The sequence below is a fragment of the Micromonospora sp. SL4-19 genome, assembly GCF_047921475.1.
GTDB lineage: Bacteria > Actinomycetota > Actinomycetes > Mycobacteriales > Micromonosporaceae > Micromonospora.
Genome location: NZ_JBLROB010000001.1, coordinates 586,360 through 599,888 on the forward strand (window position 1 = coordinate 586,360; position 13,529 = coordinate 599,888).

General features: G+C 72.3%; 15 protein-coding genes. 8 read left to right on the top strand and 7 right to left on the bottom strand.

Annotation, left to right across the window (positions count from 1 at the left end; all coding sequences use genetic code 11):
- Window positions 1–90: 90 nt before the first annotated feature.
- Window positions 91–1,287: an acyl-CoA dehydrogenase family protein gene (locus tag ACNAVT_RS02660; RefSeq protein WP_416292423.1), complete on the bottom strand. Its 1,197-nt coding sequence runs from the start codon at window positions 1,285–1,287 to the stop codon at window positions 91–93.
- A gap of 175 nt (window positions 1,288–1,462) precedes the next feature.
- On the opposite strand from ACNAVT_RS02660, the gene ACNAVT_RS02665 reads away from it, so the two are divergent.
- Complete coding sequence (locus ACNAVT_RS02665; RefSeq protein ID WP_416292425.1) at window positions 1,463–1,918, top strand: DUF4190 domain-containing protein; 456 nt, start codon at window positions 1,463–1,465, stop codon at window positions 1,916–1,918.
- A gap of 3 nt (window positions 1,919–1,921) precedes the next feature.
- Here the strand turns inward: ACNAVT_RS02665 and ACNAVT_RS02670 are convergent, their stop codons facing one another.
- Entirely contained in the window at window positions 1,922–2,812 is an 891-nt protein-coding gene (locus tag ACNAVT_RS02670) for an SDR family NAD(P)-dependent oxidoreductase (RefSeq protein WP_416292426.1), read from the bottom strand.
- A 117-nt stretch (window positions 2,813–2,929) separates the two neighbouring features.
- Between ACNAVT_RS02670 and ACNAVT_RS02675 the strand changes: the two genes are divergently transcribed.
- Window positions 2,930–3,493, top strand: coding sequence for a DUF4190 domain-containing protein (locus ACNAVT_RS02675; protein ID WP_416292427.1), 564 nt, complete (start codon window positions 2,930–2,932; stop codon window positions 3,491–3,493).
- Between the two features lie 63 nt (window positions 3,494–3,556).
- Here ACNAVT_RS02675 and ACNAVT_RS02680 read toward each other — a convergent pair whose 3' ends face one another.
- On the bottom strand, window positions 3,557–4,513 hold the full coding sequence (locus ACNAVT_RS02680; protein ID WP_416292428.1) for an HpcH/HpaI aldolase/citrate lyase family protein: 957 nt from the start codon (window positions 4,511–4,513) through the stop codon (window positions 3,557–3,559).
- Between the two features lie 127 nt (window positions 4,514–4,640).
- Here ACNAVT_RS02680 and ACNAVT_RS02685 point away from each other — a divergent pair, with 127 nt between their 5' ends.
- The gene (locus ACNAVT_RS02685; protein WP_416292430.1) at window positions 4,641–5,465 is read left to right on the top strand and encodes an SDR family NAD(P)-dependent oxidoreductase; all 825 of its coding nucleotides are present in this window, start codon (window positions 4,641–4,643) and stop codon (window positions 5,463–5,465) included.
- A gap of 245 nt (window positions 5,466–5,710) precedes the next feature.
- Window positions 5,711–6,454: a GNAT family N-acetyltransferase gene (locus tag ACNAVT_RS02690; RefSeq protein ID WP_416292432.1), complete on the top strand. Its 744-nt coding sequence runs from the start codon at window positions 5,711–5,713 to the stop codon at window positions 6,452–6,454.
- 56 nt (window positions 6,455–6,510) lie between these two features.
- Here ACNAVT_RS02690 and ACNAVT_RS02695 read toward each other — a convergent pair whose 3' ends face one another.
- On the bottom strand, window positions 6,511–7,467 hold the full coding sequence (locus ACNAVT_RS02695) for a DMT family transporter (protein ID WP_416292434.1): 957 nt from the start codon (window positions 7,465–7,467) through the stop codon (window positions 6,511–6,513).
- Between the two features lie 108 nt (window positions 7,468–7,575).
- Between ACNAVT_RS02695 and ACNAVT_RS02700 the strand changes: the two genes are divergently transcribed.
- Complete coding sequence (locus ACNAVT_RS02700; RefSeq protein ID WP_416292436.1) at window positions 7,576–8,277, top strand: HAD family hydrolase; 702 nt, start codon at window positions 7,576–7,578, stop codon at window positions 8,275–8,277.
- 15 nt (window positions 8,278–8,292) lie between these two features.
- Here ACNAVT_RS02700 and ACNAVT_RS02705 read toward each other — a convergent pair whose 3' ends face one another.
- Both ACNAVT_RS02705 and ACNAVT_RS02710 read right to left on the bottom strand, forming a co-directional pair.
- Window positions 8,293–8,820, bottom strand: coding sequence for a hypothetical protein (locus ACNAVT_RS02705; RefSeq protein ID WP_416292438.1), 528 nt, complete (start codon window positions 8,818–8,820; stop codon window positions 8,293–8,295).
- Between the two features lie 16 nt (window positions 8,821–8,836).
- Window positions 8,837–9,706 carry a PhzF family phenazine biosynthesis protein gene (locus ACNAVT_RS02710; protein WP_416292439.1) on the bottom strand — a complete coding sequence of 290 codons (870 nt, stop codon included), beginning with the start codon at window positions 9,704–9,706 and terminating at the stop codon, window positions 8,837–8,839.
- 32 nt (window positions 9,707–9,738) lie between these two features.
- Here ACNAVT_RS02710 and ACNAVT_RS02715 point away from each other — a divergent pair, with 32 nt between their 5' ends.
- From ACNAVT_RS02715 to ACNAVT_RS02725, 3 genes are all read left to right on the top strand, one after another.
- Entirely contained in the window at window positions 9,739–11,025 is a 1,287-nt protein-coding gene (locus ACNAVT_RS02715) for a magnesium transporter MgtE N-terminal domain-containing protein (protein ID WP_416292441.1), read from the top strand.
- On the top strand, window positions 11,018–11,626 hold the full coding sequence (locus ACNAVT_RS02720; RefSeq protein ID WP_416292443.1) for a DUF1003 domain-containing protein: 609 nt from the start codon (window positions 11,018–11,020) through the stop codon (window positions 11,624–11,626). Before ACNAVT_RS02715 ends, ACNAVT_RS02720 begins: the two co-directional genes overlap by 8 nt.
- 175 nt (window positions 11,627–11,801) lie before the next feature.
- Window positions 11,802–12,947 carry an Mrp/NBP35 family ATP-binding protein gene (locus ACNAVT_RS02725; protein ID WP_416292444.1) on the top strand — a complete coding sequence of 382 codons (1,146 nt, stop codon included), beginning with the start codon at window positions 11,802–11,804 and terminating at the stop codon, window positions 12,945–12,947.
- 138 nt (window positions 12,948–13,085) lie between these two features.
- On the opposite strand, the gene ACNAVT_RS02730 is transcribed toward ACNAVT_RS02725, so the two are convergent.
- Entirely contained in the window at window positions 13,086–13,514 is a 429-nt protein-coding gene (locus tag ACNAVT_RS02730; protein ID WP_416292446.1) for a preprotein translocase subunit TatB, read from the bottom strand.
- Between the last annotated feature and the right edge of the window lie 15 nt (window positions 13,515–13,529).

Below are 13,529 nucleotides of genomic sequence, written 5' to 3' on the forward strand. Positions count from 1 at the left end.
GGCATGTCTCTCGCCGGGCCGGCGATGCCGTCGGCAGTCACCGCACCGGAGCCGGTCGCCCAGCCAGCCGGCAGGTGACCGGCGCGCCGGTCAGAGCTTGTACTCCTTGAGCAGGCCCCGGGAGATGATGGTCTTCTGGATCTCCGAGGTGCCCTCGCCGATGAGCAGGAACGGCGCCTCCCGCATCAGCCGCTCGATCTCGTACTCCTTGGAGTAGCCGTAGCCGCCGTGGATGCGGAACGCCTCCTGGACGACCTCGGCGCAGTATTCGGAGGCGAGCAGCTTGGCCATGCCGGCCTCGACGTCGTTGCGCTGGCCGGCGTCCTTGAGCCGGGCGGCGTTGACCATGAGGGCGTGCGCGGCCTCGATCTTCGTACCCATCTCGGCGAGCTTGAAGGCGATGGCCTGGTGCCGGGCGAGCGGCTGGCCGAAGGTGCGGCGCTGCTGCGCGTATGCGACGGCCAACTCGAAGGCGCGGATAGAGATGCCGCAGGCGCGGGCGGCAACGTTGACCCGGCCGACCTCGATGCCGTCCATCATCTGGTAGAAGCCGCGCCCGACCTTCTCCGCGCCGCCGAGGACGGCGGAGGCGGGGACCCTGACCCCGTCGAGCACCATCTCGGTGGTCTCCACGCCCTTGTAACCCATCTTGTCGATCTTGCCGGGGATGGTCAGGCCGGGCGCGGTCTCGCCGAAGCCGGGCTCCTTCTCCAGCAGGAAGGTGCTCATGTTGCCGTAGACCGAGTCGGCGCCGGTGTCGGTCCGGACCAGGGTGGCCACCACCGAGGAGTGCGCGCCGTTGGTCAGCCACATCTTCTGGCCGTTGAGCACGAAGGTGTCGCCGTCACGGACCGCCTTCGACTTGATCGCCGAGACGTCGGAGCCGCACTCCGGTTCCGACATCGAGAAGGCGCCGCGCACCTCACCGGTGGCCATCCTCGGCAGCAGCCCTGCCTTCTGCTCGGCCGAGCCGTGCTGGGAGATCAGGTACGCCACGATGAAGTGGGTGTTGACGATGCCGGAGATCGACATCCAACCCCGGGACAGCTCCTCCACCACCAGGGCGTACGTCAGCAGGGACTCGCCGAGGCCGCCGTACTCCTCGGCGATGGTGAGGCCGAAGAGGCCCATCTCGCGCATCCCGTCGAGGATGTCGGTGGGGTACTCGTCGGCGTGCTCCAGCCGCTGGGCGTGCGGGATGATCTCCTTGTCGGCGAACTCCCGAACGGTTTCCAGGATTGACCGCTGCACGTCGGTCAGGCCGGGCGTCTGGGCGAGTCGGGCCATCTCAGCCTCCGGGGGATCGACGCACTACTCACGGGTAACTGAACGCTCGGTCAGTATCGGCCCCGCGACCCGGCGCGGCCAAGGTGACCGGTCCACACAACCGCTGTGAAAAGGTTCACCGCTGCGGGTAGCGTCCGCAAGAGAGGCCGTTGACCTGTGGCGGAGGGGGCGGGGCATGAGTCAACCACCTGGTGAGCCGGAGCAGCCGCCGTCACCCTACGAACCGCCGTCCCATGGGCAGCCGTCCCACGAGCAGCCCTCTCATGAGCAGCCGTCCTACGGGCAGCCGTACGGACAGCCGCAGCACTCGCAGTGGGGGCAGCAGCCGCCGTACGCCCCGCAGCCCCCGTACGGGCAGTACGGGCCGCCCGGCCAGGGACCGCATCCGCGCGGTGGGCCGAACGTGCTGGCGATCCTGTCGTTGGTCTTCGCCTTCGTCTTCGCCCCGGCCGGCATCGTCTGCGGCCACCTGGCCAAGCGGCAGATCCGGCAGACCGGCGAGGAGGGCGACCAGCTCGCCACCTGGGGGTTGATCCTCAGCTACGTCTTCACCGCGATCGGGTTGATCGTCTGCTGCGGCTGGATCGGCCTGGCCATCTGGGCGCACTCCGAGAACGGCAACTACCGCTGACGATCAGCGGAACTGCGCCTCCCGGACGCTGTTGCCGCCGTCCACCACCAGCATCTGTCCCGTGATGTACGAGGCGGCCGGCGAGCAGAGGAAGGCAATCGCGGCGGCCACCTCGTCGGGTGTGCCGGGACGGCCGACCGGGGTGCCGAGCCCCTGCTTAATCTCGACCATGGTGGACGCCGCGGTGTGGATGATGCCGGGCGCGACCGCGTTCACCGTCACTCCGTCGGCGATCATCTCCATCGCCAGCGCGCGGGTCAGCCCCACCACTCCCGCCTTCGCCGCCGCGTACGCGGCCTCGGTGGGCAGCGCGTTGACCGGCCCGGCGGTGGCGGCCAGGTTGACGATGCGCCCCCAGCCCCGCTCGGCCATCCCGCCGATGAACGCCCGGCTGCACAGGAACGCGGTGGTCAGGTTGCGGTCGATCTCGCCGCGCCACTCGTCGTAGCTGAGCTGGGCCACCGGCCGCAGCACCTCCGGGCTCGCCCGGCTGGCCAGGCCCGCGTTGTTGACCAGCACCTCGACGTCGCCGAGCTGCTCGGCCACCGCGTCGGCGAGGGCGCCCACCTCGGACTCGTCGGTGAGGTCGGCGACGAAGCCGGTGACGCCCAGCTCACCGGCGCGCTCGTGGATCCGCCGGGTGGTGGACACGATCGCCACCCGGGCGCCCAGATCGGCGAGGCGCCGCGCGGTCGCGTACCCGATGCCGTCGGGGCTGCCGGCACCGGTGACCAGCGCGACCCGGCCGTCCAGTCGCATGGTGACCGGCTCCGCGACCGGTGCCGGCTGGTCCTGGTCGGCGGAGCCGGCCGGAAGGCTGCCGCGGGTGCGTCGCACCAGCGCCGGACGGCTCACGTCCCGTCGCGACCGACCGCCGCGCGCGTCAAAGGCCATGCCGAGATCCTGCCCGCTATGGACGTTCCGGGCAACGCGGCACCCGGAAAGGGGGCTCTCGGTGTTGCGGTCAACTGGCTACTCTGACGGAACCCGCACGCTCCTGGAGATGATCTGATGAGCTATCCCCCACCGTCAGGTGGTTGGCAGGACCCGTCCGCGTCCGGCCCGCACTCGGGCCCGCCCGCCGATCCGACCCTGCCGATGGGCGGCAGCCCGATTCCGAGCCAGCCCACCTCGGCGGACCCGTACGCGCCCACCGGCCCGTACGCCGGCGCGACGTCGCCGAGCGCCCCGCCGGCGGGCGGCCCGTACCCGGCACCCGGCTACCCGCCCCCCGCCGGCGACCCGTACGCGGCCGGCGGCTACCCGCCGCCCGCCTACCCGACGCCGGGGTACGGCTACCCGTCGGCCAAGACCAACACCATGGCGATCGTGGCGCTGGTGCTCTCGCTGGTCGGCATCGCCTCCTGCATCACCGCGCCGATCGGCGCGATCCTCGGCCACGTGGCCCGCAAGCAGATCCGCGAGACCGGGGAGCAGGGCGAAGGGATGGCGAAGGCCGCCATCATCGTCGGCTGGATCCTCACCGGTCTGCTGGTGCTGCTGGTCGCCTTCTACGTCGTGGTGATCGTGTTCGCCATCAGCCAGGGCACCACGAGCTCCACCAGCGACTTCTGACGCACGGTGGGTCGTCCCGGTATACCGGGGCGGCCCGACACCGGCGCCACGGGCGGTCGGCGTTCAGTCCGAGGGCGGGGTGAAGGACGAGGTACGGGTCATCCCGGCCGCCCGGCCCTTGGCCGCGATCACCAGGGCCATCTTCCGGGACGCCTCGTCGATCATCTCGTCGCCGAGCATCACCGCGCCGAGCTTTCCGCCCGCCTCGGAGGTGCACCAGTCGTACGCGTCGAGGATCATCTCGGCGTGGTCGTAGTCGGCCTGGGCCGGGGAGTAGACCTCGTTGGCCGCATCGATCTGGCCCGGGTGCAGCACCCACTTGCCGTCGAAGCCCAGCGCGGCCGAGCGCCTGGCCACCTCGCGGAACGCGTCCACGTCCCGGATCTGCAGGAACGGGCCGTCGATGGCCTGCTTGTCGTGCATCCGAGCGGCCATCAGGATGCGCATCAGGATGTAGTGGTACGGGTCGCCCGGGTAGTCCGAGATCAGCGCGCCGACCACCAGCGACTTCATGTTGATCGAGGCCATGAAGTCGGCCGGACCGAAGATGATCGTCTCGACCCGGGGCGAAGCGGCCGCGATCGCGTCGACGTTGACCAGGCCGGCGGCGTTCTCGATCTGCGCCTCGATGCCGATCCGGCCGACCTCCAGGCCGAGCGTCTTCTCGATCTGGGTGAGGGTCAGATCCAGCCACTGCACCTGGGCGGCGTTCTGCACCTTCGGCAGCATGATGCAGTCCAGGTTGGCGCCGGCGCCCTCGACGACCTCGATGACGTCCCGGTACGTCCACGGCGTGGTCAGGTCGTTCACCCGGACCACCCGGGTCTTGCCGGCCCAGTCGCCCTCGTTCAGCGCGGCGACGATGTTCTTGCGGGCCTCCGGCTTGGCCAGCGGGGCGACCGCGTCCTCCAGGTCGAGGAAGACCTGGTCCGCGGGGAGACCCTGCGCCTTGCCGAGCATCTTGACGCTGGAACCGGGTACCGCGAGACAGGACCGGCGGGGGCGACCGACAGCGGCCATGGATGCGCTCCTTCCAGCGTCCGGCGGCACGCCGGTGCCGACCGAATAAGATCCGCGAAACTTAACGATCCCAAAGGGCGTGGTGACGTCACGGTAACCTCGTGCCGTGACCGGGGTGAATGGACCTGTGGAAGATCTCACTGGGCGTCGGACCGTGGTGGTGACGGGGGCCAGTTCGGGCATCGGACTGGCTGCCGCGGTCGACCTGGCGAGCCGTGGTGACCGCGTGGTACTGGTCGGCCGGGATCCGGCCCGGCTCCGGTCCGCCGGGGACCGGGTCCGCGAGATCAGCGGCGAGCGGCCCGAGCTCTTCCGCGCCGACTTCGCCGTCCTGGACGACGTACGCCGGCTCGCGGAGCAGTTGCGCGCCGCGTACGACCGGATCGACGTGCTCGCCAACAACGCCGGCGCGATCGTGCTCCAGCCGGTCACCACGATCGACGGTTTCGAGCTGACCCTGCAGGCCAACCACCTCGCCCCGTTCCTGCTCAGCAACCTGCTGCGAGACCGGATCGGCCGGATGGTGGTGACCGCCTCCGGCGCGCACCGCAGCGGCGCCCTCGACCCGGACGATCTCAACGTGACGCTGCACCGCTACCGCCCGATGCGCGCGTACGGCACCAGCAAGCAGGCGAACATCCTCTTCACCGCGGAGGCGGCCCGACGCTGGCCGGAGGTGTCGGCGTACTCGTTCCACCCCGGCGTGGTGCGGACCCGGTTCGGCAACGAAAGCCCGCTGGTCGCCCTCGGCATGCGGCTGCTGCCCTTCCGTAGCCCCGAGAAGGGGGCGGAAACGCTGGTGTGGCTCGCCAACCAGGACCCGGACCGGCTGGTCGGCGGCGGCTACTACCGCGACCGGCGGCTGCGCCGGCCGCTGTCCAAGGCGAGCGACCCGGCGCTCGCCGCCCGGCTCTGGACCGCCAGCGCGGAAGCCGTCGGCCTCGACGGGTGAGGCGCGGGCCTTGCCACGCTCGCGCGCTCATCGCCCGTGTAGCCGGAGCATGCTTGTCTCCGCGTGTGGCTACAAACTTGATGACGTAGACGATTCAGGCCCGCGGCGGCAGCGAGCCGCGGTACGCGAGGCGACCCCGGGTGGTGATCCGTATACGTCATCAAGTTGGTAGACAACTACGACGTCATTCCCCGCCCGCTCCAAAAGGGTTGGTGCGCGGAGCCAGACCGTTGCCAGACTGCACCATGGCCACGGGACACGACATCAGCGCAGGCACCGCACAGCACGCCGACGGCGCGAGCCTCCGGCTGGGCGACGAGGACGCGGAACTGACGGCCCAGATCGAGCGGGAACTGACCGCTCACAACAATGCCGCCACCGGCGCCGAGGATGAGGCCGGCCTGTCGGTACGGGTGGTCGACGCCGACGGCGGGCTGGTCGCCGGGCTGACCGGCTGGACGTGGGGCGGCCGGGCCGGCATCAACACCATGTGGGTGCGTGCCGATCAGCGGCACCGCGGCTGGGGCGGGCGAATGCTGCGGGCCGCCGAGGAGGAGGCTCGCCGGCGCGGCTGTACCGAGATCTCGGTAGCGTCTTTCTCGTTCCAGGCGCCGACCTTCTACCGGCGGCACGGCTACACCGATACGGGGATCCGGGACGGCATTCCGGGCGGCCACGTCGACCACCAGTTCTGGAAGTCGCTGGTCGACGACCCGGCGGGGGTGCTCCGGGTGGTCGCCCTGGTCGACCTGGGTGCCGACGACGAGGCCGAGGCCGGCCGACGGTACGAGGACGCGGTGCTCGCCCTGCTCGGGCGGCACGCTGGACGGCTGGAACGCCGGCTGCGTACCGGGGACGGGCGGACGGAGGTGCACGTGATCAGGTTCGCCTCGCGGCGCGGCTACGACGGGTTCCTGGCCGATCCGGACCGGGCCGAGCTGGGCGACCTCGCCCCGGCAACCCGCGTGCTGGAGGTCCACGACGTCTGACCGGCCCCTCCCCTCAGTTCACACACGGACGGGCTCGGCCGGCGGCGGGCGGCGCGTCAGTCGGAGAGCGAGGCGGCGTCGGCGGGGACGGGAACCGGCTCGACACGGCGACCCGCCCGGGCGCCGCCGAGGACGACGACGGCGACGCCGGCCAACAGCAGGGCCAGCCCGGGCAGGGCGAGCGGGCGGGGCAGCTGACCGAGCCAGACCCAGGCGATCAGGGCCGCCCCCGGGGCCTCCAGCAGGATCAGCACGCTGACCGTGGTGGCGGAGACCCGGTGCAGGGCGTAGTTGAACATCGAGTGGCCGAGCAGTTGGGCGCCGGCCACCAGGCCGAGGATCGCCAGCCAGGTGCCGGGGGCCCAGCCGTGCAGGCGTACCCCGCCGAGCAGGCAGACCACCAGCAGGATCGCCGCGCAGACCCCGTAACAGATGGTGGTGTACGTGGTGGTGCTGATGGTGGCTCGGGCGCGTTCACCGAAGGCGGTGTAGACCGCGGCGAACATGCCGCCCACGATGGCGAGCAGGTCACCGGCGAAGGCCCGGCCGGAGACGGTGAAGTCGGCACCGGTGGCCAGCACCGCGCCGAGGACCGCCACCCCGATCCCCGCCCAGACGGCCAGTGGCAGCCGCCGCCCCTGCCAGCGGGCGATCAACCCCTGCCACACCGGCTGGGTGGCGCCCAGCGCGGTCGCCGCGGCGACGGTGGTGAGCTGCGCACTCGGCATCCAGGTGGCGAAGTGGGCGGCCAGCGCGACCCCGGAGAGCACGCAGTACAGCCCCTCCCGCCGGCCGGCGCCCACGGTCAGCGCGCGGAGTTCCGCCCGCCGGCGGGTCAGCGAGACCGGACCGAGCACGGCCACCGAGAGCAGGTTCCGCCAGAAGGCGATGGCGAGGGCCGGCGCGGCGGCGAACGCGACCAGCGGGGCGGACGAGGAGACGGCGGTGACGGCCAGCACGAGCGCGCTGAGGGTCAGCGCGTCGAGCGGCGGGCGGAACGGAGCGGACGGCACGGAGAGCAATCCTCACACGAACCCGGGGACACCACCGACCGTCAGCACTCCGTTACCATCAGGCACGTCCCGGCGACTTCTCCCCTCGACGTCCGGAGGCACTCCCCCATGTCCAGCTACCAGGCGGTGCTGTTCGACTTCTTCGGCACGCTGACCCGCGGCGTCCAACGTGGCGCCGCCCACCAGGCCACCGCCGAGCTGCTCGGCTGCCCGGTCGACACCCTGATCGAGGTGCTCGACCGCACCTACTACCAGCGCGCCACCGGCCTGCTCGGCAACGCCGAGGCGACCCTGCGCTGGGTCTGCGACCAGGCCGGCGTCCGCCCCTCCGCCCGGGCTGTGAGCGCCGCCGTCGTCTCCCGCCACTGGGCGGTACGCAGCGACACCCGGCTGCGGGACGAGGCGGTGCCGGTGCTGGCCGCGCTGCGCCAGCAGGGCGTACGCACCGGGCTGGTCAGCGACTGCACCCACGAACTGCCGGCGTTCCTGCCCCAGCTGCCGATCGCGCCGCTGCTCGACGTACGCGTCTTCTCGGTGCAGGTGGGGTGCTGCAAGCCGGACCCGGCGCTCTACCTGGCCGCCTGCCGCCGGCTCGGCCTCGCCCCGGCCGACTGCCTCTACGTGGGCGACGGGGGCAGTCAGGAACTCACCGGCGCGGAGCGGACCGGCATGACGGCGGTCCGGCTCGCCGCCCCGGACCTGGCCGAGCACATGGTCTTCAACGCCGACCGGTCCTGGCACGGCCCGGTGCTGACCTCGCTTACCGACGTGCTCGACCTGCTCGACCCGGTCACCTGCGCACTCCCCTGACGGCGGGACGGATGGTCAGCGGCGGCGGACCTTGTGCAGCCGGAACGGTGCCCGGGTGGCCCTGACCACCGCGGCCTCCCGGGGCCGCTCGGCCAGCGATTCCGCCGGCAGGTCGGCCCCGGCGACCGGGGTGCCGGCCGGGCTGAGCCGGTTCAGCGCGCAACCCTCGGCGGCCCAGCGTCGCACCAGATCGGCGGCGGGGCCTGAAGCGTTGAGGCGCTTCGCCGCGACCAGCGGCGCGGCGCCGTCCCACTCCTCGGTGCCCGGCCGCAGCCGGGTCACCCGGGCCGGCCAGGTGACGATCCGGCCGCCGTGGTCGCCGCGCAGGGTCACCTTCGCCGCGTCCGCGTCGGCGAGCCCTGGGGCGGACTGCTCGCCCGGGCCGGTGATCACCAGGAGCGCGCCGTCGAGCGGCAGGCACCACAGCGCGTACGCCGGCCCGCCGGCCACCGACACCCACGCCACGGCGGCCTTCTTCACCGCCTCGTCCACCAGGGGGGTGGTGGCCTGCTCGTCCTCGCTCACCCCGGTATCCTCCCGCATCGCCCCTCCTTACGGCTCAGCCGACGAAGGGTGGAACGGCGATCTCGCCGCGGGCCACCGGCATCACCTGACCGGCGACCGTCGCGCCCACCGCCACTCCACCGACGGCGGTCACCGTGCAGGCCAGCGAGGACGGGCGGTTGATCTCGATCCCCTGGCGAACCGAATACTCCGAGCGGCCCGCGCCGGGCAGCAGCCCGCTGGCGACCAGCCAGACCCCGAGGCCGAGGGCGGCCGAGCCGGTCGCCGGGTCCTCCGGCACGCCGAGCCCCGGCACGAAGACGCGGGCGTGCGCGGTGTGCGTGTCGGCGTCCCAGGAGAAGACGCTGACGTGCTCCACCCCGTACCGCTCCGCCGCCGCCGGGTTCACCCTGGCCCGGGCCACCGCGTCGGGGCGTACCGACAGGTAGGGGAATTCCAGGCCGCAACCGGCGACCCGGGGCGCCGGCCCGGCGTGGTCGGCGGCGGTGAGGCCGACCAGCTCCAGCAGCGGCTCCAGGTCGAGCTCCGGGCCGAGGGTCGGTGTACCGCCGGTGAGGATCGCACCGGCCCCGCTCACCTCGATCGGCAGCACCCCGGCACCGCACTCCTGGGTGACACTGCCCGCGTCGAACATCCCGCGTCGGCTGGCGGTCACCGCGGCACCCACGCTCGGGTGCCCGGCGAACGGCAGTTCCTCCACCGGGGTGAAGATCCGCGCCCGGTACGTCGCGCCGGCCTGCGTCGGTGGCAGCACGAACACCGTCTCCGACAGGTTGAACTCCAGCGCGAGCGCCTGCATCTGTTCGGTGGCCAGCCCTTCCGCGCCGAACACCACGGCCAGCGGGTTGCCGGCGAACGGGCGGTCGGTGAAGACGTCCACGATCTCGTAGGCCAAGGTCGACATGTTGATAAACACTAGGCCCTTAGGCTGGTGCCGTGAGCACGCCCAACCGGGTCTACCTCGCCCGACTCGCCGGAGTCGCCGTCTTCGACCCGAACGGCGACCAGGTGGGCCGGGTCCGCGACGCGGTCGCCAGGATGCGGACCACCCAACGTCCGCCCGAAGTGGTGGGCCTGGTCGCCGAGATGCCGATGCGGCGGCGCATCTTCCTCTCCATCAACCGGATCATCTCGATCGACCCGGACGCGGTCGTGCTCGGCAGCGGAACCCTCAACCTGCGCCGGTTCGAGAAGCGCCCCAACGAGGTGCTCGTGCTCCAGGAGCTGCTGGACCGCCGGGTCCAGCTGGAGAGCGGGCAGGCCGGCTCGGTCGTCGACGTGGCGATGGAGTGCGGCCGAACCGGCGAGTGGTCGCTGACGCGGGTTGCCGTCCGCGAGCAGACCGGCCGGCTCACCCGCCGCGGCCACCTCCACCAGGTCGAATGGGACCGGGTACGCGGCCTCGGCGGGATCGACGGCAACCGGGGTACGGCCAACCTGCTGGCCGTGCTGGAGGACATGCGTCCGGCCGACCTGGCCAACGCCTTGCAGGACCTGCCCGACGCCCGGCGCAACGAGGTGGCGGCGGCGCTGGACGACGAGCGCCTCGCCGACGTGCTCAGTGAGCTGCCCGAGCGCGACCAGGTGGAAATCCTGGCGGCGCTGGACCGGGAACGCGCCGCCGACGTGCTGGAGGAGATGGACCCGGACGATGCCGCCGACCTGCTCAACGAGCTGCCCCCGCCCGAGCAGGACGTGCTGCTCGACCTGATGGAGCCGGACGAGGCCAGCCCGGTACGCCAACTGCTCCGCTACGCCTCCGGCACCGCCGGCAGCGTGATGACCTCCGAGCCGGTGATCCTGCCGCCGGACGCGACGGTGGCCGAGGCGCTGGCCCGCATCCGGCAGCCGCAGCTCTCCCCCGCGGTCGCGGCGCAGGTCTTCGTGGCCCGCACGCCGCTGACCACACCGACCGGGCGCTACCTGGGCATGGTCCACTTCCAGCGGCTGCTCCGCGAGCCCCCGGCCGACCTGCTCGGCGGGGTGGTGGTCAACGACATCGACCCGCTCCGGCCCACCACCCCGCTGCCCGAGATCACCCGCCGGATGGCCACCTACGACCTGGTCGCCATGCCGGTGGTGGACCGGAACAACCGGCTGGTGGGCGCGGTGACCGTGGACGACGTGCTGGACCATTCGCTGCCACGCGACTGGCGGGACCGGGACGCCGTGTCCGCCGCGTCCGGCCCCGACGAGGAGACGGTGGACGGCACCGATGGCTGAGCAACGACGAACCGAGCGGCTGGACCAGCCGCGTGTCCCCCGGGGACTCCGGCTGCCCCGGGTCGACCAGGAGAGCTTCGGCCGGTGGGCCGAGGGGATCGCCCGGGCCATGGGCACGGCGCTCTTCATCGTCTACATGACGCTGGTCCTCGGCGTGTGGTTCGTCTGGAACACCTTCGCCCCCGAGAGCCTGCGCTTCGACCCGTACACGTTCACCTTCCTCACCCTGGTCCTCTCCATCCAGGCGTCGTACGCGGCCCCGCTGATCCTGCTCGCGCAGAACCGACAGTCGGACCGGGACCGGATCGCGTTGGACGAGGACCGACGGCGGGCGACGATGCAGAAGGCCGACACGGAGTACCTGGCCCGGGAGATCGCGGCGCTGCGCATCGCGATGGGCGAGGTGGCCACCCGCGACTTCCTTCGGTCCGAGCTGGCCCGGCTGGCCGAGGAACTGGACGAGGCGGCGCAGCGCCGGCAGCAGCGGGAGCGCCGGCAGCAGGAGCGGGAGGGCGCCCGGCGGCGCGGCGGCGAGCCGCTCGACGAGCCCCGCGACGACGTGGACGGCGACCACTCCGGCGACGGGCGCTTCGAGGACTGAGCCGGGGCGGAAATTATTGAACGCCGCGCGCCTCAAGGGGCCAGGCGAGCGGCGTTCGTCTCGATCGTCCCACTTCGCGCACCACCCGTCCACCCCCCCGGTCGGGGCATCGACTCCCTCACACCGGCCCCCGCCAGCGGCGGTCGCCGATGACCACCGACGTAGCATGGCGGGCATGTCAGCACCCGTCAGCACCGTCTCCGACGCGATCCAGGCCGCCCTGGCCACCGTCAACGACCCGGAGATCCGTCGGCCGATCACCGAGCTCGGCATGGTCCGCTCCGCCGAGGTCGGCGACGACGGCGTCGTCCGGGTCGAGCTGCTGCTCACCGTGGCCGGCTGCCCGCTGAAGGACAAGCTGCGTACCGACATCACGGCCGCCGTGAGCGCGGTGCCCGGGGTGAGCGGCGTCGAGATCGAGTTCGGCGTGATGAGCCCGGAGCAGCGCCAGGAGCTCCAGTCCAAGCTGCGCGGCGGCGCCACCGCCGAGCCGGTCATCCCGTTCGCCCAGCCCGGGTCCCGCACCCGCGTGTACGCGGTCGCCAGTGGCAAGGGCGGCGTCGGAAAGTCGAGCGTCACGGTCAACCTGGCCGCCGCGCTGGCCGCCCGCGGCCTGTCGGTCGGCGTGGTCGACGCGGACATCTACGGCCACTCGGTGCCTCGGATGCTCGGTGCCGACGGCGCCCCGACCCGGGTCGAGGACATGATCATGCCGCCGCAGGCGCACGGCGTGAAGGTCATCTCGATCGGCATGTTCACCCCGGGCAACGCGGCCGTCGTCTGGCGCGGCCCGATGCTGCACCGGGCGCTGCAGCAGTTCCTCGCCGACGTCTACTGGGGTGACCTGGACGTCCTCCTGCTGGATCTGCCCCCGGGCACCGGCGACATCGCGATCTCGGTGGCCCAGCTCCTGCCGAACGCGGAGATCCTGGTCGTCACCACCCCGCAGGCCGCCGCCGCCGAGGTGGCCGAGCGGGCCGGCGCGATCGCGCTGCAGACCCACCAGCGGGTGGTCGGCGTCATCGAGAACATGTCCTGGCTGGAGCTGCCGGACGGCACCCGGATGGAGGTCTTCGGGGCCGGCGGCGGCGAGGCGGTCGCCGAGTCGCTGACCCGGACCATCGGCGCCCAGGTGCCGGTGCTGGGGCAGATCCCGCTGGACACCCGGGTCCGCGAGGGCGGCGATGCCGGCACCCCGATCGTGCTGGCCCAGCCGGACGCCCCGGCGGCGAAGGCGCTGGCCCAGGTCGCCGACCGCCTCGCCGTACGCCGCGAGTCCCTCCTCGGCAAGCCCCTGGGCCTCAAGCCCTCCGCCCGCTGACCCACCCGGCGGCCGCCCGCCCGACCCGCGGCGCCCCGCTCAAGATCCGCTGATTCACGGAAAGAGTGGCCATTCCACGGCGAATGGCCACTCTTTCTCTGTATCTGCGCCCGGCCGAGGTGTGGGGGCGACGCGGGGTCAGGTGGCGTCGTCGAAGCTGGGGCGGGGGGTGGGGGCGGGAGACGGGGCTGCGCCGGTGGCGGTGGGCGGGCGGGTGCCGTTGGTGCGCAGGTCGGCCGCCTTGGCGACACCCTTCAGCTCGTCGTGCACGCCGGTGACGTCCGACCGCAGGTCGTCGTACATGCTCTGCAGCGGCTTCCGGATGGCCTGCTCGTCCTCCTCGCTGAGCAGGTGCTTCCGGATGAACGCCTTCGGGTGCAGGTCCTCCAGCTGGATGTCGGTGCCCAGTTCCCGGCTCAGGTCGCCGGTGGCGTTCCGGGCCATGTTGCGCAGGTTGCGCACCATCCGGAGCCCGTCGTTGATCACGGTGGGCAGCCGGTCCCCGAAGATCAGCAGCGCCAGGAGCAGCAGCGCACCGATCTCCCACCAGTTCAGGTTCTCGAACACTCCCGCCTCCTCGTC

Coding starts and splice junctions, on each gene's coding strand:
- ACNAVT_RS02680 (WP_416292428.1), bottom strand. CDS start 4,513: ATGGCCGCTGTCGGTCGCCCCCGCCGGTCCTGTCTCGCGGTACCCGGT.
- ACNAVT_RS02690 (WP_416292432.1), top strand. CDS start 5,711: ATGGCCACGGGACACGACATCAGCGCAGGCACCGCACAGCACGCCGAC.
- ACNAVT_RS02660 (WP_416292423.1), bottom strand. CDS start 1,287: ATGGCCCGACTCGCCCAGACGCCCGGCCTGACCGACGTGCAGCGGTCA.
- ACNAVT_RS02675 (WP_416292427.1), top strand. CDS start 2,930: ATGAGCTATCCCCCACCGTCAGGTGGTTGGCAGGACCCGTCCGCGTCC.
- ACNAVT_RS02720 (WP_416292443.1), top strand. CDS start 11,018: ATGGCTGAGCAACGACGAACCGAGCGGCTGGACCAGCCGCGTGTCCCC.
- ACNAVT_RS02665 (WP_416292425.1), top strand. CDS start 1,463: ATGAGTCAACCACCTGGTGAGCCGGAGCAGCCGCCGTCACCCTACGAA.
- ACNAVT_RS02670 (WP_416292426.1), bottom strand. CDS start 2,812: ATGGCCTTTGACGCGCGCGGCGGTCGGTCGCGACGGGACGTGAGCCGT.
- ACNAVT_RS02705 (WP_416292438.1), bottom strand. CDS start 8,820: ATGCGGGAGGATACCGGGGTGAGCGAGGACGAGCAGGCCACCACCCCC.
- ACNAVT_RS02700 (WP_416292436.1), top strand. CDS start 7,576: ATGTCCAGCTACCAGGCGGTGCTGTTCGACTTCTTCGGCACGCTGACC.
- ACNAVT_RS02725 (WP_416292444.1), top strand. CDS start 11,802: ATGTCAGCACCCGTCAGCACCGTCTCCGACGCGATCCAGGCCGCCCTG.
- ACNAVT_RS02710 (WP_416292439.1), bottom strand. CDS start 9,706: ATGTCGACCTTGGCCTACGAGATCGTGGACGTCTTCACCGACCGCCCG.